Source organism: Paraburkholderia monticola (assembly GCF_001580545.1).
In the GTDB taxonomy this organism is placed as follows: domain Bacteria; phylum Pseudomonadota; class Gammaproteobacteria; order Burkholderiales; family Burkholderiaceae; genus Paraburkholderia; species Paraburkholderia monticola.
On sequence record NZ_LRBG01000037.1, the window covers coordinates 519,852 to 544,156 of the forward strand.

A 24,305-nucleotide genomic window follows, 5' to 3' on the forward strand; every position below is an offset into this window, starting at 1 on the left:
CGCGCTACGCAACCGTGAAAAGGTAACCGCGCTCCCGCCTGGAACGCGATCCGGGCTACTACTTCGGCTCGAAACTTCGCGTACGTTTCCGACGGGGCCGACATTGCGCGCTGCCTCAGTGCAAATGCAAGAAATGTACGCTGAAGCGGCCTCAACAGCGCCGATACCTGAACGTCACTACCCATCATTGTCCCAGCCGACCGTGGGGCGCCGGGCGGGCCAGGAGCCGACGTTCACGGGCATTGTGATCCCGGCGCAGTGACGTCCGCCCCAGATCAGCAAACGCCAGCCGAAGTCCGGCAACCCTGGTTAGCGCGGCTCGATGGCGAAGTTTGTCGGCGCAAACACCTACCAGAAGTGTGCGGTACCTCTCATTCTGGAAGGGCGTCTGAAAGTCGTGTGATCTATCACATTGAGGCGGACATTTCACCCTTTTCGGGTGCGCTCTGCGTGCCGAACGCGCGAGCCTGACGATGCGGCAGCAACTGGGCCGGAAAGGCCTGGCTCTTCCGAAAATTCGCAAAATTGGGAGTCACGGCGATGGATTTTGAGCCTCAGCCTGAAACGGAAAGCACCAAAGGATCCGCTCTTTCATCCAGCACGGCACTCAACTGGCGAGCCCGGAAAATCAAGGTTCAGTGGTTGGTCCTCATAGCTGCCACTGCACTGTGTCTCGCCTTGTCAGCAGGGGGCGCCATAAAGCCAGTTGTCGTCGGCGCCATCTTTTTAGCATCCGCCGTTTCTAGCATCGCCGGATTCGCTTTCTCTGCTGTTTGCGGCGCCATGTTGTTCCATATTCCCATCGATCCCGTGCAACTCGTCCAGATCATGATCGTCTGCAGTATCGCCAACCAGACAGCGATGGTGTGGTCACTGAGAAGAGCAATCCACTGGCGAGAACTTGCTATTTTTCTGATCGGCGGTGCAATCGGTCTGCCGATCGGCATCATTGTATTGTTGAAGCTGGATCGTCATCTCTATACCCATGTACTTGGCGTTTTTCTTGTCGCTTACGGTTGCTACATGCTTGTCCGCAAACCTTTGATTATCCGTCGTCAGAAGATGGCCTTCGATGTCTTCGCCGGACTTCTCGGGGGAATCACAGGTGGTGCCGTCGGGTTTCCCGGTGCATTTGTCACCATCTGGTGTGGTTTCAAGGGGTGGAGCAAGGACCGCCAGCGCGCTATGTTCCAGCCGTTCATTTTGATCATGCAGGTGGCTGCGCTTGCGACGATTAGTCTGTTGCGACATTCCACCGGCAAGGTTGGGTTCGCGCCGGCGAATCTGCTCTCCATACCCGCTGCGCTGCTCGGAACCGCAGTTGGCATGACGCTCTACAAGCGGCTGTCGGACAAGCATTTCGCGCGCGCCGTGAACGTGCTAATGATCGTTTCGGGGATCAGCTACTTCGGGTAGTCGAGCCGAAAGCGTGCGTTTTCTCATCGGAATCGCAGAGCGGCGGCTCAACTTAATGATTCGCCATCTAAATAGACTCGCCTGCACGAGCCATAAAGGCCGCTATTACGAAAGCTGAAGGATTGGCGGGTAGGCATGAGGCGGTCGCTTCGGGCACAGAAGGGCTGTGGATTCAAGCGGTCGGTGCAACACCTCCGCTGCTCACGCAGGTTCTAGTGTGTTGCACCGACCGGTCGAATCCACACCGAGCCATCGGGCGATCAAGCGACGCCTGCTTGAACTTAAAACGTTTCGGCGAGACGGCATCGCCCCGCTTCCCTGACGCGGGTTGATATTTGCAGCCGTGCGTACGAGGCGTCGTCATGCGCACGCTCGAGCGAGCGTGGTGGCGGCGCGCTTTAATCCTGGCGCAGCGTTTGCGCGACCAATGAGCGAAACCAGCGGTGTCCGGCGTCATTGTGATAGCGCGCATGCCAGAACTGCTGCACGAGTAAATCCGGTAACTTGATTGGCAGCGGAAACACGTCCACATCGGCCAGGCGCGAAAACAGTTCGGCCAGTTCGTCCGGCACCGCTGCAATGAAGTCCGAGTTTGCGACGAGACTCGGCACGGCCAGCAGATACGGCACCTCCACGCCCACCTTCAGACGCGCACCGTGCTGCCGCAATTCCTTCTCGAGCATCTGATTGGTGAGCGCAAGCGTGCCCGCGACGACATGCTTTTTCTCCACGAAATCATCGAGTGTCATACGCAGCTTCTTTCGCGTTGCTCCCCCTTTGATGATGCCGACCAGCGAGCGACGGAACAAGGGCTGTTGATGAAGGTTCTCGCCGAGTTTGCCGAGATAGCCGATCGCGAGATCGAGCGCGCCGTCCTGCAGCGCGCTGGCTAGCTCGAGTGACGGCACCTGAATCGGTTTGAGCGTGGCGTGCGGCGCGCGTTCGCGCAGCGCCGCCAACAGGCGTGGCAGCAGCACGATCACACCCATGTCGCTCAGGCAGACCGAAAAAGTCCGCGTGGTGGTGGAGGCGTCGAACGATTTGGCGCTCCAGATCTCCTGCTGGACCAGCGCCAGAACGTTCGTAACGCCTTCGATCAAGCGCTCGCCGACAGGTGTCGGTGCCATGACCGGTCCGGCCCGCACGAACAGATCGTCCTGAAACAACGTGCGGAGTTTCCCTAGTGCGTGACTCACGGCAGGTTGCGTGAGACCCAGGCGTTCAGCCGCGCGCGACACGCTGCGCTCCTCGGCCAGCGCCTGAATGACGTAGAGGAAGTTCAGGTCGGGAGACTGCATGTATGCACCAGATTCATGATGAATATGAAAGTCATTGTATAGATTTATAGGCGCATGGCGGTTAACTTCGCATCCATAGCAGGTAAAAAGCAAGGAGACGGAAGTGGTGGACTGCGAAGTAGTCATCGTGGGCGGCGGCCCGGTTGGCCTGTTTCTGGCGGCAGAACTGGGGCAGCGAGGCATCAGTGTCGAGGTGTTCGATGCGAAACCTGGCACGAGTACCCATCCGGCTGCGAATGCCAACAGCGCGCGCACGATGGAGCATTTCCGCCGCATCGGCATCTCGGCTGCGGTCCGCTCGTTGGGGTTGCCGTGTGACTATGCGCCGGACGTTGCTTATTTCACCTCGATCGCCGGCCATGAACTGGCGCGCCTGAATCAACCGTCGTCGCAGGCGGCGGTTGAATGGGCCAAGGCGCACGCTTTCACCTGGGCCACGCCCGAGCCGCCGCATCGCTGTTCGCAGCTCTATGTCGAACCGGTGTTGCTCGAGGCGGCGCGCCGTCATGCAAACTGTCGCGTGCACTTCAGTTCAAAGGTGCTCGATTTCACGCAAAACGCCGAAGGGGTGACTGCGACTGTCGAGATGGATGCCATGGTGGATCGGGCTGCGCAAACGCGCACTGTCACGGCTCGCTATCTCATCGGTTGCGACGGGCCGCGCAGTTTCGTGCGCAAATCGTTGGGTCTGTCATACGCAGGCGTGGCGGGAGAGAAGCGCGAATTCATGGGCGGTCAGATGGACGCCGTCTACTTCTACGCACCGGACATCTACCGTGTGTGCCCGCATGCGCCCGCCTGGCAGTACTGGACCTTCGGCGCGAAGCAACGCGCGCTGGTCATCGCCGTCGATGGTGAAGGCCACTTCATCATGAATGTGCAGACACGCGAAGGCGAATCACTCGACGAAGCCGATGTGACGCAGCGTATCGCCGAGGCAATCGGCGCAGATATCCCATTTGAAGTGAAGAGCAGTTCGAGGTGGACGGCGGGCTTTGCGCTCGTGGCCGAGAAGTTTTCGGTTGGACGGGTATTTCTCGCGGGCGATTCGGCCCATCTTTTTACGCCGACTGGCGGACTCGGCTACAACACCGGCATCGAGGACGCGGCGAACCTCGCGTGGAAGCTCGAGGCTATGGTCAAGGGCGTCGCCGGTGACGCACTCGGCGCGAGCTATGAAGCGGAGCGCCGGCCGGCGGCGTTGCGTAACACTTCGTTTGCCCGCGGCTTCGCCGACAGTATCGGCAACGTGCATCTGCCCGCCGTCGCGCATGAAGCAGGTGCCTCCGGCGACGCGGCACGCGCCGCAGTCGGCGATTACCTGAAATTCCATGCGACCGCGGAGTTCGTGATTCCCGGTGTTCATCTCGGCACGCGCTATGAAACATCGCCGCTGCTGGTGGCTGAAGCAGGTGCGGCCACCCCCGACACGGCGAACCTCTACGTGCCATGCGCGCGTCCTGGCCATCGTGCGCCGCATGTGTGGCTCGCCGATGGCAGCTCTTTGTACGACCGTTTTGGCCCCGGCTTCACGCTGCTATGTATCGCTGAAGCGGACGTGGACATCGAAAGCCATGGCGCGGTCCGGAACGCGGCAGCGATGCTGCCTGGACTGACTGTCGTGCGGGTGGCCGAAGCCGCCGTGGCGGATCTTTACCAGGCGGCATTCGTGCTGATTCGACCGGACCAGCATGTGGCCTGGCGAGGCAGCGTGTTGGGCGACGAGTTCGTCGCTGCCGTGCTGCGTACGCTCGGGCATCGACCGGGAGAGACCGCCTTGTTGCCGACTCAGGCCTGCCCATCGGCCGCGTGAAAAACGCTTGCAAACACAGGCTCATCGCGATGCATGGCGACCGGATCACGGACAGGCCCTGCGCAAAAAAAGATGGAAACAGTTTCGCAATGAAGCGAACGGAACCCTTGGAGACAGGTTATGCACGCGCAAGCAGTTACGTCACATAGCGTTATGGACGACAAAAAAACGTCCTCGCTACAAATCCTCACGCTGTTTCTCTGCTTTCTGGTCGTCGCAGCCGATGGCTTCGACGTGGCCTCGGTGGGATACGTCGCGCCTTTGCTGAAGAGAGCGTGGGCGCTCAGTCCCGCGCAACTCGGGCCGATCTTCGGCGCCGGGCTCTTCGGGCTCACGGTCGGCAGTTTCCTGTTTGGGCCGCTGGCCGACCGCATCGGCCGCAAACGCGTCATCGCGATTTCGCTGGTGCTGTTCGGCATGGGTAGTTTCGCGTGCGCCTATGCGCCATCGCCCCTCTGGCTGGTCGTGCTGCGCTTCGCAACAGGCGCCGGCCTGGGCGGCGCAATGCCAAACGCGATAACACTGTCGTCGGAATTCAGCCCCACGCGCAGTCGGGCACTGATGGTCACGCTCATGTTCTGTGGCTTCACGTTAGGCCTGGCGTTCGGTGGAGCAGTTGCCGCCTTGCTCATCCCGCTCTTCGGCTGGCAGGGCGTATTCGTGTTCGGCGGCGTCTTCCCACTGGTGCTCACCCCCATCGTCTGGATCTGGATGCCGGAATCGTTGCGTTTCATGGCAGGCAAGCCGCGTTATGAACAGGAAGCCCGGCAAGTCATGAAACGTCTGACGGGCGATGCCAACACGAATGTCGAACAGATCGTGCCCGCAGAGGCGAAGGCGAGCGGAGCCGCCGAGACGGCAGTCGGTACGTTGTTCAACCGGCGCTACCGTGCAGGCACGCTGCTCCTGTGGCTCGCATTCTTCTGCACGCTCTGGGTGTACTACCAGGTCAGTAGCTGGTTGCCGACGGTGATCACCAGCGCAGGCATCGATGCCTCTCACGCTGCACGTGTCGGCGCGATGCTGCCGCTTGGCGGCACGATCGGTTCGCTGATCAATGCCCGGCTGATGGACAGGCTCAATCCGTTCTTCGTGCTCGCCGGTTCCTACGCGATCGCGGCGGTGTCCACTGCGCTGATCGGCCTTTCGATCAACGAACCGATGTGGGTGTTCGTATCGGTGTTCATGGCGGGATTCGGCCTGTCCGGCGCACAGACCGCGGCGAACGTACTGGTCGCCGGTTTCTACACGACCGCGGCGCGTGCCACGGGCGTGAGCTGGGCGCTCGGCGTGGGGCGTATCGGCTCGATCATCGGCTCGATGACGGGCGGGATTCTTCTGGCCGCCTTCCATAGCGTCGCGACTGCCTTCCTGCTGTTCGCTGCCCCGATGGTCATCGCCGGTGTCGCGATGCTCGCGAACGGCTGGCTCTATCGCGGCAGGAGCAGCACTGAAGCATGAGCAACGAGGCGTAAGCAGGAAAGCATGACGACGACCGGCGCGATCCACGGCGCCATGGACTGAAAAAATTAGAACATCACATAGGGTTTGGAGACATGAAACATAAAGCCATTGCGGCGGCCGCCGCCTTTGTCCTTTGCGGCTCGGCCTACGCGCAGAGCAGCGTCACGCTGTACGGGATTCTCGATACCGGCATCGAACTTGTTACGCACGCGGATGCAGCGGGGGACAAGGTTGTACGTATGCCCGGCATCACCGGTTCGATGCCGTCGCGTTGGGGCCTGCGCGGCAAGGAGGATCTCGGTGGTGGCCTGGCAGCGGTATTTACGCTTGAAAACGGTTTTAACGTTCGCGCGGGCGACACGAACCAGGGTGGCCGGCTGTTCGGACGGCAGGCGTGGGTGGGCCTGTCAAATCAGTACGGTGCGTTGACCTTCGGGCGCCAGTACACGATGTCGTTCTGGGCGCTCAGCGACTCGGACATCCTCGGGCCGGACATCTACGGCGGGATCGGCTCGCTCGATGCGTATATTCCCAACGCACGCAGCGACAACACCGTCACCTACAAAGGAACGTTCGGCGGCGTGACGGCCGGCGCGACTTATTCGTTCGGACGCGACTCGGCCGGCACGGGCAATTCCCCGGGGCAAGGTACCTGCGCGGGCTCGATTCCAGGCAACGCGCAGGCGTGCCGCCAATGGTCGGTCATGCTGCGCTATGACGCCAGCGCGTTCGGCGTGGCGGCCTCGTATGACGAACAGCGCGGCGGCCCAGGAGCTGCGGCCAACTTCTTCAACGGCGTTGCGCCGATCGCCCTGACCAGTAGCGGCGACAAGGACGCCCGCACGCAACTGAACGGCTACTTCAAGCTGGGACAACTCAAAGTAGGCGGCGGCTGGTTGGGCCGCTGGGTGGACACGGCGGCGGCTGCGCTGCCGAACGTGCGGAGCAACATCTATTACCTCACGGCGTCGTACTACGTGACACCGGCGATTGTCTTCGACGGCGGCGTCTATCGCACCATCGATCAACAGCAAGACACGCGCGCCACGCTGGCCGCGTTGCGCGGCACCTATCTGCTGTCGAAGAGCACCAGCGTCTATCTGCAGAGCGGCTACCTGTTCAACAGCGCGAAGGCACGCTACACGCTCAGTCAGGGCGGACCCGGGACGACGCCGGCCGCGGGCATCGGGCAACTGGGCGTGATGGCCGGAATCCGGCATTCGTTCTGAGCGCACCCGTCGACGCGCGACCGCGTTGGGGCGCTCGCGCGCTATCGCCTGACTACAGCTTTTTTCGCGGTTCTCGCCCATTGGTGCGAACCTCCCGAGGAGACATCACGTGGTAAAAAACAAAACGCTTTACACGGGGGCACTGTTGGCCGGTGCGATCGGCATGCTGAGCGCTTGCGGCGGCGGCAATGACACACTGTCGCCCAGTCCCGATCTGACGACGAATCAGGCATTGGTGCAGTCTGGCGTGCTGAGCGGCAATCCGCCCGACGCGTCCGGCATCATCAGCTTCCGAGGTATTCCGTATGCGGTGGCTCCAGTCGGCGAGTTGCGTTGGAAAGCGCCGCAGACTGCAGCGCATTGGAGCGGCACCCGCGCGGCCACGCAATATGGAAATACATGCTGGCAGGGCACGGCTTTCGGGCCGGTCGACAACAGCCACGCTAGTGAAGATTGCCTGTTCCTGAACGTGTGGACGGGGGCCAAAACTTCGGTCGAGCGGCGGCCGGTCATGGTCTGGATTCATGGCGGCGGATTCCAGTTCGGAACCTCTGGCGATCCGCGCTGGGAAGGCGCCAACCTGGCGAAGAAAGGTGTCGTGGTGGTCACACTGAATTATCGGCTCGGCGTGTTCGGCTTTCTTGCACGTGCAGACCTCGACGCGGAAGCCGGCGCGAGTTCGTCAGGCATGTACGGACTCCTCGATCAGATTGCGGCGCTGCAATGGGTCAAAAACAACATTGCGGCGTTCGGCGGCGACCCCGGCAACGTCACCGTGTTCGGCGAATCGGCCGGCGCCCACGCAATCGGCATGCTGCTTTCGTCGCCGCTGGCCAAAGGATTGTTCACGAAAGCCATCACCGAAAGCGGCGCGTTTTGGGAAACCCCGAAGGGCGTGATGGTGTCGCACGTCGCTGCGACGCAAACTGGCGCGCATCTCGGCGCCGCGTCCGGGGCGTCCACGCTCGCCGCGCTGCGCAATCTGCCTGCCTCGCAATTGATGGCCGATCCGACCGAACCGGCGTACAGCCCCAGCGTCGACGGTTACGTATTGCCGGCGGATCCCGCGTCGCGCTTCGCTGCGGGTCTGCAGAACGATGTGCCTTTACTCGAAGGCCAGAACGCCGACGAAGGGACGATCTTCGCCGCGACCGCCGGCATACCGGCCGACACGAAGGAACATTTCGTTGCCGCCGCGACCTCGGCGTTCGGTGCGAACAATATCAACACGTTCCTGCAGTTTTACCCGGCCACGACGGATGTGCAGGCACAACAGTCCGAAGTCACGCTCGCGGGGGATCTGATCATCGCTTCGCAAACGTGGGAGATGGCGAACCTGCAGAAGAAGACCGGCAAGTCGCCGGTCTATTCCTATTACTTCAGCCAGACGTCGCCCTACAACCCACTGCCGATTCACGTATCCGAAGTGCCCTACGTCTTCCAGAATCTGGTGGCGAACGGACACGGCGCGCCAAATGCGAGTGACTTTGCCGTTGCGGATGCAATGTCGTCGTACTGGACGAATTTTGCAAAGACCGGCAATCCGAACGGCAGCGGTTTGCCAAACTGGCCCGCCTATACCGGAGCCGGCGGTCAGGTCATGGGACTGGCGACTCCACTTCAGCCGCAGCCCGAAACGACGACGGCGCGCTTCCAGTTCCTGAACAGCTTCAGGAGCCCGGGCAGTCTTGGGTTCTCTTTCTAGTTTGAGCAGAGGTGGCGCGTATCGAGGCGTCCTGAGCGAGTCGATGCGCGCCCATGGAGACAGCATGCGTAAATTCGTTCCGACCATCCGGCTCCGGCTGGCACTGGCCTTCGGTGTTCCCGTGCTCCTGACGCTCGCCTCGAGCTTCATTGCAAACAGGACGATTGTCTGGCAGGTGCGTGCCGCCGACTCTGACTCATCGGCCGCGACGTGGCTCCTCGCGATCGCGGCCGTGACGGTGGCGATGCTGACGTACAGCTACTTTCATCTCTACAGGGTGGTATGTGACGGTCTTGGCCGGCAGACACGCTCATTCCAGTATCTGGCCGAAACGCTCGACCTGTCACGGCGCTCGTCGGCGCGACGCATGGATGAGTTCGGGCGCGGCGCGGTCTGGTTCGATCGCTTCATGCGTCGGGTCGAGGATACAGTGCTCGCCGTGCTGGCATCGACGGAATCCGTGAGTGCGGCTACCCGGCAGATCGCCGCAGGCAACATGGATCTGTCTTCGCGAACCGAGGAGCAGGCCGCGTCTCTTGAGCAGACCGTCGCGAGCATGGCGGAGTTGACAGGGACTGTCGCACAGAACACCGACAGCGCCCGCGAAGCCGATGGTCTGGCGACACGTGCGTCTAGCCTGGCGGATCGCGGCAACGAGGCGGTGCAGGCGTTGGTTGCCACCATCGCCAGAATCGAGACGGAGTCGCGCAGAATCTCCGACATCACGTCCCTCATCGAAGGTATCGCTTTTCAGACCAATATCCTCGCGCTCAACGCCGCCGTGGAGGCGGCCCGCGCCGGCGATCAGGGGCGTGGCTTCGCAGTCGTTGCAGGCGAAGTTCGCGTGCTGGCGCAGCGGTCTTCGTCTGCGGCCAAGGAGATCAAAACGCTGATCGAAGCCTCGGCCGCGATGGTGCGGGACGGCTCGTCGCAGGCAGAGAAGGCGGGCGCTGCCATCGAACAGGTCAAGCATGCGATCGTAGAGGTCTCCACGGTCGTTGCAGAAATTTCCTTGGCGTCCGCGCGGCAAAGTCAGGGAATTCTTCAGGTTGCCGGCGTCGTCGCGCAGATGGACCAGGTAACGCAGCAGAATGCCGCGCTGGTCGAGCAGGCAGGGGCCGCCGCGCACTCCCTCGACGAGCAGATTGCCCATGTGCGCGGCGTACTGGCAGCGTTCAGGGTGTCGGACAGAAGTCTGGCGAGTGCGGCATGAGTTTAAATGTCCTTGCAGCCTCGAAGCGGACAGGCGCTGTCACGCATCGCTCAGGCAATCGGATCATCGAGCGCTCGACGATGATCTCGTCGTCCATTGCCGTTTAGTCGTCGGCCCGGCGGTGTTTATCGCGTTGGCGGGCTAACGTCAGAAAGGCGCGCACTGCCCCAGAGCTTTCATCCACGCGACTGATCCTCATGAGGTCCATCGATAGTCCGGGCAGATCAAGAGGCTTGTAGACCACGCCCGGCAGCGCTATCTGCGCAATCGGTGCGGGCACGAGGGCAAGGCCGAGCCCTGACGCCACGAGGGCCAGTACGCTCAGCGTGTTGGCAGCTTGATAAGTTACCTTCGGCGGGCTGTCGAGCACCTGGCGTAACGCATGGACGAGGCTTTCGTCAGCGTCCTGGGCGGCGTAGACAATCAGGGGGGCAGTAGTCAACATTCGGGCAGTCAGGCGTTTCTTGCTGGCCAGTTCATGATCGCTCGGCAGCGCGACCAGGATTCGCCAGGCACCGATTGACTCGTAGACCAGTCGGTCATCACATGCAATGCCTGGATCGGGTGTGTAGCCGATATCCAATTGACCCGCGACGACGGCGTTCGCCTGCAATTGGGGAGCCAGTTCCCGCACGATCAGATCGGCGTCCGGATACGTGCGATGGAACTCGCGCAAATCGTTGATCAGTTTGCCGCTGAAAACCGCGTTGCCCGCGAAGCCCACCCTGACGTTGCCAGTCTCACCACGTATCGACCGCTGTACGGTGAGACGGGTGTGCTCCGCCTGGTCCAGCGTGCGACGCGCTTCTTCGCGCAGCAGCATGCCTGCTTCCGTGAGTTCAACCCGGCGGCTGGTGCGCAGGAACAGCGGCCCTCCCAGCTCTTCTTCCAACGCGCGTATTTGCATGCTCAACGCGGGCTGGACGATGTTCAGGCGGCGGGCGGCGCGCCCGAAATGGCCCTCTTCAGCGACCGCTAGAAAGTAGCGCAAGTGGCGTAAATCCATCGTCAACCTCGGCCATCAGTTTTTGTGATCAATCGTTCACTTCAATCTATTTGATTAAAGACACATTGTGGACGATTCTTGACGCCATGCGCATGCCTTGCGCTCTAACAATGAATGGAAGGAAAACTCATCATGCAATCACTTGTTGAAGACCGTATTCAGATTACCGACTTGATCACAGGCTGGATGCACCGCGACCTGGGTGAATGGGATCAGCTGCGCGGCTTGTTTCATCCCGACGGCGTCATCGAGGTGACATGGTTCGAAGGGCCGTTTGCCGATTTCGTCGCGGGATCCATCAAGATGGGCGCGTCGGATCTCAGAACCAAGCATCTGATTGGCACGCCTGTGGTGAACTTCAATGGCAGCAGGGCGATCGTGGAAACGAACGCGGTGATCGTCGCTGACAATGTTCGGTTGGATCTGGGTTGCGAGACACACAACCGGTTCTACGATCTGGTGGAAAAGCGCAATGGCGTGTGGAAACTGGTCAAACGGCAAAGCATTTATGACATGGGGGCGTTTACTTTTCCTCGCGGTCCGGTTGAGATCGACCGGGACGTGGTAGCGAAATATCCGCGGGAATACGCTGCATTGGCGTACCTGCTCGAAAAAGGCGGCTTTCCCGTCGAGCGTGTATTCGCGACTCGAGGCAGTGAACTGGAGCGCAAAATGAAAGCGGACGGGCAGCACTGGCTTGCCGCGTGACAGCCTGGTTTCACTGACGGGCGCGTGTCGCTTTCTGGGCGAGGGCCGCCGTGCAAGTGGCTCGAGCGACAGCGGTTGGGCCGTCGCTCGTGGTCTGCGCAATGACCTTGGGTCGCGTCAAGCGGCGGCAGTTTCCTGCCCGGCGTCGACTTCGACGCCAAGCCGCGATGCGAGGTCGGCGATGAGCGCGGGCAAGTCCGAAAGCTTCTTCACCGCACCGAACACGTAGTAATCGGGCCGCACGATCATGACACGCACGCCGTGCTCATCAAAGAAGCGCTGATATTTGCCGCTCTTGTCCAGCAGGATGCGTCCCGCTACCGTCTTGCTGGTGTCGGCAGTGATGCCAGCGGTCTGGGCGCCGATGCGCGCGAGCGTGGCCTGCGCGGCGGCGTCCAGATACGACTCGGGGTCCGCATCGAGTGCGATGACGTGAAAGCCGTTCGGCATTGCGTTGTCGAAGCGCATTTCTTCTCCATCATTCTCGATCTGACCGTGCACGCTCAACAGGCCGGCAACTGCCTCGACGGCAAAATTCTTCTGCGTGCAGATCAGGCCATCGGTGAGACCAGGGAAGGGGGGCAGTGGCGGAACATCGCCGGCGAGATAGGCGGCGTCGCGGCGCGCCGCTTCTTCTGGATCGGAAATGCACACCACCTGGCCCATCGCGATCGACGCATCGATCACCGCGCGTACTTGCGGACGACGCTCCGGCGTATAGCTTTCCAGCAGGTTCGACGACGCGATTCCCTTCAGGATCAGGTCCAAACGCCACGCGAGATTCCATGCGTCGCGCAGGCCAGAGCACATGCCCTGGCCCATGAACGGCGGCATCTGATGTGCCGCATCGCCAGCGAGCACGACGCGGCCGTTATGCCAGTTCTGCGCAAGCAGGGAGCGGAACGTATAGACCGCATAGCGCACAAGTGTGGCGTTCTCGGGTGTGACCCACGGCTGCAACAGCTCCCACACTTTCTCCGGCTTCTGCAGTTCGTCGAGCGTTTCGTGTGGCAGACGCATGAATTCCCAGCGTCGGTAGCCGGGGCCGCCCGGCACCATGGTCGTCGGCCTTGCGGGATTGCACCATTGGCCGATGTCCGGCACGTCGAGTTTGACGCCCTCATTCGGCTTCAGATCGATCACGAGCCAGTCCTCCTGGAAGCCCAGGTCTTCGAAAGCGATGCCTGCCGATTTACGCACGAAGCTGTTCGCGCCGTCGGCGCCGACCACGTATCGCGCGCGTACTGTTTGCGTTTCGCCGGTAGGGGTCCACACGCCTTCGATCATCGATCCCTTGCGCAACGTCACCTCACAGTGGTCCGCGTGCTGGTGCAGCGCTGTTGCTTCCCAACCCTGCTGCACGGAGACGCTGGGCAGCGACTTCGCCTTGCTGTCGAACAGCGCTTCGAGCGACGGCTGATTGAAAAGATAGCCGACCGGGCCATCGCTGATCGATTCCGCCGACCAGTCGATTTCGACCAGTGTCTTCCAGTCCGCGTTGAACCATTGATACATCGCGGATGGTTGAGAGATCTTTTCGACATCCTTGCCGATCCCCATAGCATGAAAGACACGGCGGATTTCATGATCGTGGAATACGGCGCGCGGCAATGGATACAGCGCAGGCCATCGATCGAACACCGCGACGCGGTAGCCGCGTTCGCCGAGATGAATCGCCAGGGATTGACCGACAGGTCCGTATCCGACGATGACGACATCAAGAATATTCTGGTCAGTCATTTGAGTTCACCTGCTAAAAGAGAGCGAGTTTTGCCCTGGCGCCGGTCGATCTGGCTGCCATGCGATCACGAGAAAGGAGGAGAGGGCGCTTAGCCCTCGGGGCTTAGGACTCCGGCCGGGTCAGCGATCAGGATGACGCTTCGTAGTTATGCACGAAGTCTTCCGGCACTTGCGGGCCCCACAGATAGAGCGAGTCTTCCGGCGGAAAATCACCCGCCGGCCATGTGTGTCCAGCCGAGACGAAATCGATATCCGCCGAGTATTCGCAGAACGAGCCCCAGGGATCCTGGACGTAGTGGAAGTAGTTCGATCCCAGCACGTGGCGACCGGTGCCCCAGCCCTTGCTGAAGCCCGCGGCCTGCATTTGCGAGGCGCCTTCGCCGACCATGTTGACGTTCTCGACGTCCCACGCGGCGTGATGCCAGCCGCGAGCGTTGCTCTTTGCAAAAGCCACCAGGTGGTGGTCGCTGCCGTGCGGCGCGTGGGTGAACGCAATGATGTCGATTGACTTGTCCGACAGGCGTAGACCGATCGCGTTGGAGTAGAAATCGAGCGCGCGGAGCACATCGGGCGTGAACAGCAGAACGTGCGAAAGGCGGCGCGGTTTGACCTGTGTTGAAGCGGAGCGGCTATGCGAGCCACGTTCGTCGGCGGCGCTGCCGGTGACGACGCAGGGTGTCTTGGCCGAGGGGCTGGTTTTGGGGCCGATCTTCACCTGAATCAGGTTGCCATCGGGATCGTGAAACCAGAGACCGTTGCGATGATTCGCGGGGCCGTCGACGATCTGGGCCGTGCTTGCCCGCACCTGTGCTTCGATGGCGGAGAAGTCCGCCTCGAAGCAATTGAAGCTCAGATACGCGAGCGATTTTCTGGAAGACGGCAAGACTCGCGCCCATCGGTGGCCGTCAGCGGCCCGCAGCTCGAGTTCGCGGACTTCGTTGCCGCACGAGGTCACGTCGAGTCCGAATGCGCTAAAGAAGCGTTCGGCCTCGTCGATGGAAGGAACATTCAGCGCGAAGTGATCGATCGAATGAACACTTGCGACGCTACGCACATTTGCCGGGTCAGCCATAGTCGTCTCCATTGAATGAGGTGCTGCGCCGGCTCTGGGGCCGGCTTGCCTGCCCGGTGCTTCCGGGCAGGTATGCCTGACGGTTTTTATGCTTTGACTTCGTCGACGATCACGTTCTTCAGCGTGCCGATTTTTTCGACGCTCACTTCGCAGACGTCACCGGCCTTCATCAGGAGCTTCGGCGTGCGCGCCCAGCCGATACCCGACGGCGTGCCGGACACGATCACGTCGCCTGCTTCCAGCGTGATCGCTTCGCTGATGATGCTGATCAGGCTCGGTACATCGAAGACCATTTCGTCGGTGCTGGCTGATTGCACCAGTTCGCCGTTCAGACGCGTTTCGAGGCGCAATCCCTTTACGCCGGGCGGCAGTTCGTCCGCGGTGACCAGGTCGGGACCGAATGCGCCGGTTCCGTCGAAGTTTTTGCCGACCGTCCATTGCGGCGTCTTGAACTGATACTCGCGCACCGAGCCGTCGTTGAACACCGAGTAGCCGGCCACGTGCGAGAGTGCGCTTTCCTTCGAAATGTGCCGACCGCCCTTGCCGAGCACCACGGCGATTTCGCCTTCGAAGTCGAGGCCTTCGGAGTCGCTCACAGCTGGGCGAACCATCGGCTGTTCGTGGGCAATCAGGCTCGTGTTGACGCGGAAAAACAGCGTCGGATAGTCGGGCTGGGCGTAGTTGCTTTCCGACGTGTGATCCGCGAAGTTCAGCCCGACGCAGATGATCTTCGGCGGCCGTTGCAGCGGAGGGAGGAACTTCAGATCCTTGACCGGCACTTTCTCTTCGCTCGCATGATGCGTCGCGTATTCGCGTAGATCCACGCCGCGTGCAAGCAGGGATTCGAGCGTTTCATCGCCGATTACGCGCACTTGCTCACCGTCGCGGATACCGAGTACCGCTTTTCCATCTCGCTCGAAACTGATGAACCGCATAGCTGTCTCCTGAAGATTTTCGTGCCTGTTTCAATGCACCGGACTAGAATTGACGAAGTTGTCAGTTTGTATTCTAGTAGAAATGACAAAACCGTCAACTCTAAAAAGCTCGGGATAAACCCGCATGCGCCTGCTGGTAAAATTCGCGCTGGATCAAGGGAACACTCAATGAAAGAGCTACCGCCGCTCGAAGACCATCGCACGCGCGTCGGCGCAAGGCGCCGCGAAAACACACGCAATCGCCTGCTGGAAAGCGCACTGGCAGTATTTGCCGAGAAGGGTCCGGACGCACCGATGATCGACGACTTCATCGCCGCCGCCGGGGTTGCGCGGGGCACGTTCTACAACTATTTCCGAACCACTGCGGAGTTGTTGTCGGCGGTGGCGGGCGAGAGCAGCGACGAGGTGCTGGCCGTCATCGATCCGCTGGTGCGGGAGATCGAAGACCCGGCGCAGCGAGTTGTAGTCGGCTCGCGGTTGTACATGCACATGGCGTTGCGCTATCCGTTGTGGGGAGCCTTCATCACGCGCGTCGGCACCAGACGCGGATCGCGTGGGCGTCTACTCGACGAATACCTGACGCGAGATCTACAACTCGGACTCGAAGCGGGACGTTTCAAAGTCGCCGATGTAGTCGTCGCGCGCGATATTGCGTTGGGCTCGATTCGCTATGGCATTGAAACCTTGCTATCCGATGATGCACCGGCTGATTACACTGAGCAGTCGATGTGCGCCCTCATGCAAGCGTTCGGCATTCCCGCGCGAGAAGCGCGCGCGCTGGCCTACGCGCCGATTGCCGATTGTCCGGAACCGCGCGGTGCGATCTTCGAACGGATTGGTCGCGTGCGTGAGGTGAGCGGAAAGGCGGATCGGTAGCCGCGAAGGAAGGTGCGACAGGATGAAGGATGGCCTTCTTTGTTTAAGTTGTCGCTTGCGCGGACGTTTAAGAATGGCCTCGATACGAGTGTCGAGGCCAGATTCAGATGTGGTAGTGCACCAGACCGCTGCACGGGCGCGGAACGATAACGCCCGTGATCACCGCAAACGCGCCGTGGCAATGAAACGGGCCGCTGGTAGCGGTAAGTTGGAGGCATTGTCTTGATTCGAGCGCTTTGGGGGCTCGGCTTTCTAACGAGAGAGTAAGGTGCCGCGGGAGGACCGCAGTTCGGCCAAAGCCGCCGGTCGCCGATCAACGGCTGTGCGGCGGCTGAAGTCCGCTTCACGGTCACTCGCAAACCCGTGCCCTCGAATGTCTCCTGTCTCTATTGACGAGTGAGTCTTCGCGCCCCGAAGAGACGCTAAGGCGAGCTTCGTAAGCGTCCGCACCCAAACCACTATCGGACGTTGTCGCGGGTGCGCGCGCTCCGAACTGCCGTGGTTTGCACGTTTCCTCAAATCTTCGATAGTTTCTCCGTTACCACCAGGCTGCCAGCCTGGCGGCTTCAGAACGTAGCTCCGTGCTTCGCTCAACGTCCGCGCGGCTCTCAGATCGCGCCAGAGTGATCTCCATTGCGCGAACTCTATGGTCAGCAAGTTGTACGTTGTCATCGGTTGCATAAGCCCAGACCGACAAGGCGTGTCGCGCCGTTCTGCTATGTAGGTGCCAAAGAGTCGATCGAAAACGATCAGCACGCCACCGTAGTTTCCATCAAGCTGGGACGAGTTGGGTCTGGCGTGTGACGAAGTGGACAGCAGTGCTACCGCCGCAGACGTTGGATCAATTCGGCACGATGTTGCCGGCTGCACGGCACTTCGACGCCACTGCGCAAAACGATCGTCGCATCGCCTTTTCCCCGCGACCGGACCACGAGCACAGCAGACAGCGCCACGGCGGCCCCACGGTGCGTGCGAACAAATGTTGCCCCCAGGGTCATTGAGCACCGCAGTTAAAGTACAGCGCATCAACAGGCTTTTCCCCGCCAAATGAATATTGTCATAGTTCTCGGCTGCTTCCAGCCATTCGATTTCGGCGCAGCGCACGACATGCGTTTGCCCGCGATCAGCAATCATCAGTTGGGCTGGCATGGGGATGCTCGCGCGCTACGCGAGTCGACCCACGCAATCGCAGCAGGGTGCGCTGCAGTCGCTCCGGCTCGACGGGTTTGAGGCGGTAATCGGCTGCGTGGGCGTCGCAGGCGACTGCACTGCGAAGGACTTTCGTAACCGACGCGCGCCGACGCGGACGGGGCCGCCAACCCGTCGCGAATCATTCGCCGACGCGCCTGGTGCAAACGCGTCGACTTAATGTATTGGATCGGAGAGGTCAGCGTGACGGTTCTGAAGTTGACGCGAAACGCGGGGAGAAGTGCAACTATTTCAAAATTGCTGCGTTGACTATTTGCGGCTATGCCGGCGTATGCAGAGCATCCTGACCACGACGATAGCCGGTTGACTCATTGCCCGAAATAGATCGGCTTCATGCCATCACTTGACGGCTTGGGACGAATGTTTCCCGATTCCGAAGTGCCTGCGACTGTTCCGCCCGTATCATTTGCATCTGCAACTTGCGTCTTTGCGGCTGTGACACTAGCCTGCTTCCGGGCTACCCAAGCCTCCGCTGCCTCGATCTGACCAGGATAAGTCGCGTCGTTTGACGCCCCCGGGTTATAGCCGGCTTGTTCGAGCTCAATCAATTCGGCGCGGACTTGCGCACGCGTCTTGGGTACACTCGATTGCGCAAAGGAAGCGAAAGGAGCTGCAAGGGCCGCGCTGATAACAACTGCTTGAATGAGCAACTTCATGATGACTCACCTCGACATTTGGGTTCGCTGCCACGAACAGCCCTGTCCGTAGCCAGTGGTTGCAGTCTAGGTGAGCGGTTACTTAAAATTAAGACGGCATGGCGTACAAGACTGTTACGGTTCTTGTGGGTAAATCTTTTGACTGGCACATTAAAAAAATGCCGTGACAGACGACGGCCTTTTACGACTAACGAGAGCGCGCACGTCTGCCTTTCTGCAGAGAGCAGAATGAGAATTTGCGTTGAAAGCTTAAACTGCATAGCTGAGGACATTGTCAGCCAGAAACGTCCCAATTTTGACAATCGTAGCCCATTGTCTGCTGCAACTACGCTCGGGTTTGTAGTCAGTCATGCCAGGAAGTTGAGTTGAAAATTGGATCGGACGACACTGGGCATGGCTTCACATATTGGCCATAGAGAATCAGTCAACCGAGCTAGAGAATCAACGTCACCACGCGAGGTGAAAAGAGTTACGCTTATCTGCCCAGCTACAATAGCTGAGCGCATCGGCAAGCCAAACGCTTGCGGCGCTTCTCCGTCCACTTCCAGCCTGCGCATGGATCGCCGCCAACCTCTTCCTCCGCTGAACCCGACCCGTGCGTTCGAAGCGACCGGTCGGCTCCTCAGTATTTCGAAGGCCGCAGACGAACTCGCTGTCACTCCGGCCGCGGTTAGCCGGCAGGTGAGGACGCTGGAGACCTATCTTGGCGTCGCACTCTTCGAACGGGTCAAAGGTCGTCTAGAGCTGACGTCAGCCGGCGCGCGTTATCTCGCCGAGCTGATTCCAATTTTCGAATCGCTGCGCTATGCGGCAGATAGCGCTCGCGGCAGGGAAAGCGGCTCGCGCGTACTGAAGATTCGGTCCCCCGCCACCTTCGCAGTGCGCTGGTTGATTCCACGCCTCGCGAGCTTCCACCGACTGCACAAGGAGATAGATGTTCAGTTGACGACGTCATCCGTTCCCCTGGATTTCACGCGTGAAGAGATAGATGGCGGGATTCAACTGGGTGTGGGTAACTGGCCCGGCCTGCGCGTGGAACGCCTGATTCCGAACATACTGGTGCCGGTTGCGGCGCCGTCCCTCAAGCTGAAAGCGCAGGGGAAATTGCGAGGCGAAACGATGTTGCACTCGCTCGCGCGGCCGGATGATTGGTCGTTATGGTTGAAGGCGGCTGGCTTCCCCTTACACGTCAAGCGACCGGCGATGCGTTATGAGACGTCGTTGCTTGCTTACCAGGCTGCAATCGAAGGGCACGGCGTCGCTATCGCGCAAAAGGCATTGATCCGCGCCGAGCTCGACAGTGGCCAACTGGTCCAGCCGTTTCGCCTTGAACTCGACCGTGGCGGCTACACGTACTACTTCGCGTGGCCAACGGGGCGCCGTCCCTCTGAAGAGCTGAAGATTTTCCGCGACTGGTTGGCTACGCAAGTTCAGGTGTGAATGCTGACCTTTTAACAAAAAGTCAAAGCCTGATTCGAAAAAGTCGATTGTCCGCTCAACGGCGTCTGCCTATGCTCGTCGTCATGGCATGCCGCAATGGCACGCCGCGAGACAGGACGATCAAAAATGTTACGAGACAGTTTGAAGGGGGTGCGAGTCGTCGATTTCTCGCACGTTCTGGCTGGACCAGTCTGTTCGATGACGCTAGCAGACCTTGGCGCTCACGTCGTCAAGATCGAGCCGCTGCAAGGGGAAATTGGCCGCAAGATCGGGCCGCCATGGATCGACGGCGAGAGCCCGACGTTCATGAGCGTCAACCGCAACAAGCACAGCGTGTCCATCGATCTGAAGGCTGACGCTGGCAGACGTGTGGTCCGGGAAATGATCCGCAAAGCCGATGTGCTGGTAGAGAATTTTCGGCCTGGCGTCATGGCGTCAATGGGACTGGACTACGAGTCCCTGCGCAAAGACCATCCCAAACTTGTTTATTGCTCGATCTCCGCGTTTGGCCAGACCGGCAGCAATATGCGGCGTCCAGGTGTCGACGGCGTGATTCAGGCTGTTAGCGGGCTCATGAGTACGCTCGGTGCGACTCAGGGCGATCCGTTGAAAGTGCCGATTCCGGTTGCGGACATGATCGGCGGATACCTTGCGGCAATTGCAGTACTTGGCGCGCTGCATCGGGTCTATCGGGATCAAATCGGCCAGCATCTAGACGTTAGCCTCTACAACGCGACGCTGATGCTTCAGCAGATCGGCTTTGCGGCATTTTTCGCATCAGGCAGAAATCCTGAGAAAACGGGCAGCGCCGCACCCTATGCATGTCCCAATGAGGCGTTTCCGACACGTGATGGTTGGATCATGGTCGTCGCCTACGACATGGCTCGCTGGAGTGCGTTATGTGAAGTCGCGGAAGTGCCCGAACTTGAACATGACTCGCGCTTTTCGACCAACGACGATCGCGTGCGCAATCGTCATGTTCTTCATGAACTGCTAGCGGCGCGCTTTATTGAGCGAAGCACAGCGGAGTGGATTGCACGGCTCGCACCGCGCGACGTCATCTGCGCCCCGCTTGCGACTTATAGCGATGTGACCGGGACGACTGAATATCGTGAGAGTGGCATCGCACGCACAGTGGAACATCCTGCTGCTGGGACAGTGCGCACGCATGGATTTGCCCTCGGCCCATCGGACAAGCCGGTAAAAGACGAGATTCCTGCACCACTGACCGGACAGCATACGGTTGAGATGCTCAAGCTGTACGGCATTCAGGACGATGAAATCACAGAACTCCTGAACGCCGGCGTGATACGCGCCGGCGTGGCTCATGCCGTCGCGATCTAAGGAGACCATAAATGTCAACCGAGATCGTCCGACGTGAAACGCACGGCAAGGTAGCACTGCTTCGTCTTGCGTTGGAAAACAAACTGAATCCGCTAACCGACGAGTTGATCGATGCACTGGTCGCAGCGCTACAACACGTCGAATCCGAACCGGATGTGCACGCCACGGTGCTGACCGGATCGGAAAAGGCCTTTGCCGCGGGCGCGGATATCGTCGCGATGTCGAAGCTCGACTATCAGACGGCGTTCTGTGAGGAGTACATCGGCCGCGGTTGGGATCGCATCCGCGGCCTGCGTAAGCCGATCATTGCCGCCGTGGGTGGATATGCATTGGGAGGAGGGTGCGAACTCGCCATGATGTGCGACATCGTGATCGCGGCAAGCGACGCAGTATTCGGGCAACCCGAGGTCAAGCTGGGCATCGTGCCTGGTGCTGGCGGCACTCAACGCTTGCCGCGAGCGGCGGGGAAATCCACGGCAATGCTCGCATGCCTCACTGGCGAGTCGATGTCTGCGCAGGAGGCACTGCTGTGCGGGTTGGTCTCGAAAGTTGTACCCAGGGACGGGTTGATAGATGAGGCCATGCGAATAGGCGAGCAGGTTGCGCGGCATTCGTTGCCAGTACTGCTTGCGATAAAGGAATCGGTTAATCGGTCATTCGAGTCGTCGTTATCCGAAGGGTTGCTGTTCGAGCGGCGGCTCTTTCATGCTGGATTTTCACTTGTTGACCAGAAGGAAGGGATGGCGGCTTTCCTCGAGCGCCGCTGTCCCGACTTCGTGAACCGATAGTTGTCGAAGTTCTCGTTTTTATTATCCAGAGGTCAATCGTGTCATTGCAGCAATCAGAAACGGAGTTGGTCACGAGGTCGGTCGAATCGGGTGTGCTGATTCTCAGCATGAATAGCGCTGCGAACGGAAATGCGCTAACGGTGGCCATGACGGAAGCCTTATCGGACGCACTCGAGTCAGCGAATTTCAACGACGACGTAAATTGCCTTCTGTTGCGGTCTTCTTCGAAACATTTCTGCACCGGCGGTCATGTCAAGGACATGCAAAGCGGCAAGGATCTGATGGACGGAAGTGTAGAAGACGTGCGCGAGCGCTTGCAAAAAAGCCTGCATCGGATTACGCGGGCCATGAGCAACCTTGAGGTTCCGTCGATCTGCGCTGTGAATGGTGCAGCAGTGGGAGCAGGTTGCGACCTTGCCCTGATGTGCGATATCCGCCTGGCAGGTGAAAGTGCGCAATTTGCGGAAAGCTTCCTGCGGCTCGGACTGGTATCGGGAATAGGTGGCGCATGGTTTCTGTCACGTATCGTAGGCCCTGCCAAGGCCCTCGAGATGACGCTCACCAGCGAGTTTCTCGACGCCGCAGCGGCAGAACGCTTCGGCATCGTAGCAAAGGTCTTCGCAGATGACCAACTGGATGGCGAAGCACTCGCGCTTGCGCGACGCCTTGCGACCAATCCGCCACGAGCCATGCGAATGGCAAAAAAACTCGTACGCGAGTCCGCGAGGGGCTCGCTGCCAGCGGCACTCGAGATAGCGGCCAGCATGCAGGCGATCCTGCTGTGTGGCGACGAGCATAAGCGCGCTGTTTCCAGCTTTCTGGAGCGGCAGGCTCAAAAGAAGAGCCGGATGTAATCGGTAGCACCGGCGCGATGGTGAAACCGCGCGTCGCTGTTCCATACACATAGAGGAGACTGACATGTCGAACGGGACGCGTGCTCATGATCATCAGCCAGGGATGGTGCGGATCATCGCAACTTCGAGCCTCGGAACGATGCTTGAGTACTACGATTTTTTTGTCTACGTCGCGTTGACCGCGACGCTGACGCATCTGTTTCTTCCCGACACGGACAAGATCGTGGCTACTTTTGCGGGCGTTGCGACTTTCGGCATAGCCTACGTCGCGCGCCCGTTAGGCACGATCATCTTCAATCCGATGTCGGATCGGATCGGTCGCAAGAGGACGTTCGTCATTACACTGGCATTGATGGGCATTGCCACTGTGGGTATCGGATGTCTGCCAACCCATGCGGTAGCGGGTGTAGCGGCGCCTGTCGCTCTGATCACGCTGCGAATCATTCAGGGTGTCGCACTGGGTGGCGAGTACGGGTCGGCGGTCGTATACGTCATGGAGCACGCGCCGGAAGGCCGGAAAGGCATGTCGACGAGTGTACTGCAGGGAACCGCGAGCATAGGTCTGCTGCTTGCGCTTGCCATTGTCTCCATTCTGAAAGTGTCTCTCGTTCCATCCAGCTTCGAGGCGTGGGGATGGCGCGTGCCGTTCGTCATTTCCGCTCCTATCGTTGCAGTGGCGACATGGATCCGGCTCGGCATGACTGAGACACCCATCTTTTCGCAGATGAAAGCGGCGGGGCGTCTGTCAAAAAATCCGCTGCAGGATACGCTGTCGAGCAAATCGTCGTGGAAGATGATTCTGGTCGCCATGTTCGGGGCACAAGGGGGCACCTCTGTGTCGTTATATACGTCGATCGTGTACATGCTGTATTTTCTCCAGAACGTGCTCAAGGTCGACCCGACAACGGCCAATCTTTGTCTGGGTGCGGCCATATTGATCGCTGCTCCGTTCTATCCGGCGTTCGGGAAACTTTCGGATGCGATCGGGCGCGCCCGTGTGATGCTGATCGGCATCTTGCTATGGATCGTTGCCGTATATCCGGCCTTTGCGGGCATCAAGGCAAGTGCATCGTCGGCGCAATGGGTGCAGGTTTCTCTATTGATTGCGGTGTTGGCGATCCTGACCGCGATGATCATGGCACCCCTGCCTGCGTTCATCGCCGAATGCTTTCCCCCGCAAAGCCGCACCACGGGATTCGGACTGGCCCAGCAACTGGGTAATGTCCTATTCGGAGGATTTCTGCCGCTAATCAGTTTGACGCTCGTGGATTGGACCGGTAACCCGCTTGCAGGTGTCGGCTATTCGATTGCGTCGCTGCTTCCTTGTCTCGCGGTAACCTGGGTCTGGGGGCTGAAGCAGGACGCCCGTGTCAGACGCCTTGAGCGCCATGCAGGGCAACCTGCTTCCGGAACCGAGCGATTGCCGGCCCGCTGACCGGGCGACGGCAACCGGCGCGATTCTTTCATGGATCGCACCGGTCGTCCGATTTGACTCAGCGTGGCCTATGGATCGGCAGCCCCGCCTCAGTCGGCGGGGCG

At 60.1% G+C, this 24,305-nt stretch carries 21 protein-coding genes and 1 pseudogene; 13 read left to right on the top strand and 9 right to left on the bottom strand.

Features of this window, described 5'->3' with window-relative positions:
* The first annotated feature begins 540 nt into the window (after positions 1 to 540).
* A complete protein-coding gene (locus CI15_RS26345; protein ID WP_062133416.1) occupies positions 541 to 1,416 on the top strand; it encodes a sulfite exporter TauE/SafE family protein in 876 nt (291 codons plus the stop codon).
* A gap of 398 nt (positions 1,417 to 1,814) precedes the next feature.
* On the opposite strand, the gene CI15_RS26350 is transcribed toward CI15_RS26345, so the two are convergent.
* A complete protein-coding gene (locus tag CI15_RS26350) occupies positions 1,815 to 2,840 on the bottom strand; it encodes a LysR family transcriptional regulator (RefSeq protein ID WP_241495936.1) in 1,026 nt (341 codons plus the stop codon).
* Between CI15_RS26350 and CI15_RS26355 the strand changes: the two genes are divergently transcribed.
* The 5 genes from CI15_RS26355 to CI15_RS26375 all read left to right on the top strand — a co-directional run bounded on the left by CI15_RS26355 (position 2,821) and on the right by CI15_RS26375 (position 10,138).
* Positions 2,821 to 4,527: an FAD-dependent monooxygenase gene (locus CI15_RS26355; RefSeq protein WP_161950066.1), complete on the top strand. Its 1,707-nt coding sequence runs from the start codon at positions 2,821 to 2,823 to the stop codon at positions 4,525 to 4,527. The genes CI15_RS26350 and CI15_RS26355 overlap by 20 nt on opposite strands.
* Positions 4,528 to 4,680: 153 nt before the next feature.
* Complete coding sequence (locus tag CI15_RS26360) at positions 4,681 to 5,988, top strand: MFS transporter (protein WP_241495937.1); 1,308 nt, start codon at positions 4,681 to 4,683, stop codon at positions 5,986 to 5,988.
* Positions 5,989 to 6,083: 95 nt separating this feature from the next.
* A complete protein-coding gene (locus CI15_RS26365; protein WP_062133429.1) occupies positions 6,084 to 7,220 on the top strand; it encodes a porin in 1,137 nt (378 codons plus the stop codon).
* A 109-nt stretch (positions 7,221 to 7,329) separates the two neighbouring features.
* Positions 7,330 to 8,925: a carboxylesterase/lipase family protein gene (locus CI15_RS26370; protein WP_062133432.1), complete on the top strand. Its 1,596-nt coding sequence runs from the start codon at positions 7,330 to 7,332 to the stop codon at positions 8,923 to 8,925.
* Positions 8,926 to 8,989: 64 nt separating this feature from the next.
* On the top strand, positions 8,990 to 10,138 hold the full coding sequence (locus CI15_RS26375) for a methyl-accepting chemotaxis protein (protein ID WP_062133434.1): 1,149 nt from the start codon (positions 8,990 to 8,992) through the stop codon (positions 10,136 to 10,138).
* Positions 10,139 to 10,241: 103 nt separating this feature from the next.
* Here the strand turns inward: CI15_RS26375 and CI15_RS26380 are convergent, their stop codons facing one another.
* Entirely contained in the window at positions 10,242 to 11,144 is a 903-nt protein-coding gene (locus CI15_RS26380) for a LysR substrate-binding domain-containing protein (protein WP_062133437.1), read from the bottom strand.
* 132 nt (positions 11,145 to 11,276) lie between these two features.
* On the opposite strand from CI15_RS26380, the gene CI15_RS26385 reads away from it, so the two are divergent.
* Positions 11,277 to 11,852 (top strand): nuclear transport factor 2 family protein, encoded by a 576-nt coding sequence (locus CI15_RS26385; RefSeq protein ID WP_062133440.1) that lies wholly within the window; start codon positions 11,277 to 11,279, stop codon positions 11,850 to 11,852.
* A 117-nt stretch (positions 11,853 to 11,969) separates the two neighbouring features.
* Here CI15_RS26385 and mhpA read toward each other — a convergent pair whose 3' ends face one another.
* From mhpA to CI15_RS26400, 3 genes are all read right to left on the bottom strand, one after another.
* Positions 11,970 to 13,592 carry a bifunctional 3-(3-hydroxy-phenyl)propionate/3-hydroxycinnamic acid hydroxylase MhpA gene (mhpA, locus tag CI15_RS26390; protein ID WP_062133443.1) on the bottom strand — a complete coding sequence of 541 codons (1,623 nt, stop codon included), beginning with the start codon at positions 13,590 to 13,592 and terminating at the stop codon, positions 11,970 to 11,972.
* 127 nt (positions 13,593 to 13,719) lie between these two features.
* Entirely contained in the window at positions 13,720 to 14,664 is a 945-nt protein-coding gene (locus tag CI15_RS26395; protein ID WP_241495938.1) for a VOC family protein, read from the bottom strand.
* Positions 14,665 to 14,750: 86 nt separating this feature from the next.
* A complete protein-coding gene (locus CI15_RS26400) occupies positions 14,751 to 15,599 on the bottom strand; it encodes a fumarylacetoacetate hydrolase family protein (RefSeq protein WP_062133449.1) in 849 nt (282 codons plus the stop codon).
* 21 nt (positions 15,600 to 15,620) lie between these two features.
* On the opposite strand from CI15_RS26400, the gene CI15_RS26405 reads away from it, so the two are divergent.
* Positions 15,621 to 16,475, top strand: coding sequence for a TetR/AcrR family transcriptional regulator (locus CI15_RS26405; RefSeq protein WP_241495939.1), 855 nt, complete (start codon positions 15,621 to 15,623; stop codon positions 16,473 to 16,475).
* Positions 16,476 to 16,979: 504 nt separating this feature from the next.
* Here CI15_RS26405 and CI15_RS37835 read toward each other — a convergent pair.
* The 4 genes and pseudogenes from CI15_RS37835 to CI15_RS35765 form a co-directional block, all read right to left on the bottom strand.
* Positions 16,980 to 17,276: pseudogene (locus CI15_RS37835) on the bottom strand (sterol desaturase family protein); the annotation flags it as partial.
* Positions 17,277 to 17,296: 20 nt separating this feature from the next.
* Positions 17,297 to 17,473, bottom strand: a complete 177-nt coding sequence (locus CI15_RS38300) for a LytTR family DNA-binding domain-containing protein (protein ID WP_082814306.1) — start codon at positions 17,471 to 17,473, stop codon at positions 17,297 to 17,299.
* 135 nt (positions 17,474 to 17,608) lie between these two features.
* Complete coding sequence (locus CI15_RS38305) at positions 17,609 to 17,830, bottom strand: hypothetical protein (RefSeq protein ID WP_420915877.1); 222 nt, start codon at positions 17,828 to 17,830, stop codon at positions 17,609 to 17,611.
* A gap of 162 nt (positions 17,831 to 17,992) precedes the next feature.
* Positions 17,993 to 18,340 (bottom strand): DUF4148 domain-containing protein, encoded by a 348-nt coding sequence (locus CI15_RS35765; RefSeq protein WP_075643782.1) that lies wholly within the window; start codon positions 18,338 to 18,340, stop codon positions 17,993 to 17,995.
* A 555-nt stretch (positions 18,341 to 18,895) separates the two neighbouring features.
* Between CI15_RS35765 and CI15_RS26415 the strand changes: the two genes are divergently transcribed.
* The 5 genes from CI15_RS26415 to CI15_RS26435 all read left to right on the top strand — a co-directional run bounded on the left by CI15_RS26415 (position 18,896) and on the right by CI15_RS26435 (position 24,201).
* A complete protein-coding gene (locus tag CI15_RS26415) occupies positions 18,896 to 19,780 on the top strand; it encodes a LysR substrate-binding domain-containing protein (RefSeq protein ID WP_062133458.1) in 885 nt (294 codons plus the stop codon).
* A gap of 126 nt (positions 19,781 to 19,906) precedes the next feature.
* Positions 19,907 to 21,124: a CaiB/BaiF CoA transferase family protein gene (locus CI15_RS26420; RefSeq protein WP_062133461.1), complete on the top strand. Its 1,218-nt coding sequence runs from the start codon at positions 19,907 to 19,909 to the stop codon at positions 21,122 to 21,124.
* Between the two features lie 11 nt (positions 21,125 to 21,135).
* Complete coding sequence (locus CI15_RS26425) at positions 21,136 to 21,912, top strand: enoyl-CoA hydratase-related protein (protein WP_062133464.1); 777 nt, start codon at positions 21,136 to 21,138, stop codon at positions 21,910 to 21,912.
* A gap of 38 nt (positions 21,913 to 21,950) precedes the next feature.
* Positions 21,951 to 22,766, top strand: coding sequence for an enoyl-CoA hydratase-related protein (locus CI15_RS26430; protein ID WP_241495940.1), 816 nt, complete (start codon positions 21,951 to 21,953; stop codon positions 22,764 to 22,766).
* A gap of 64 nt (positions 22,767 to 22,830) precedes the next feature.
* Positions 22,831 to 24,201, top strand: coding sequence for an MFS transporter (locus CI15_RS26435; protein ID WP_062133468.1), 1,371 nt, complete (start codon positions 22,831 to 22,833; stop codon positions 24,199 to 24,201).
* Positions 24,202 to 24,305: the final 104 nt, after the last annotated feature.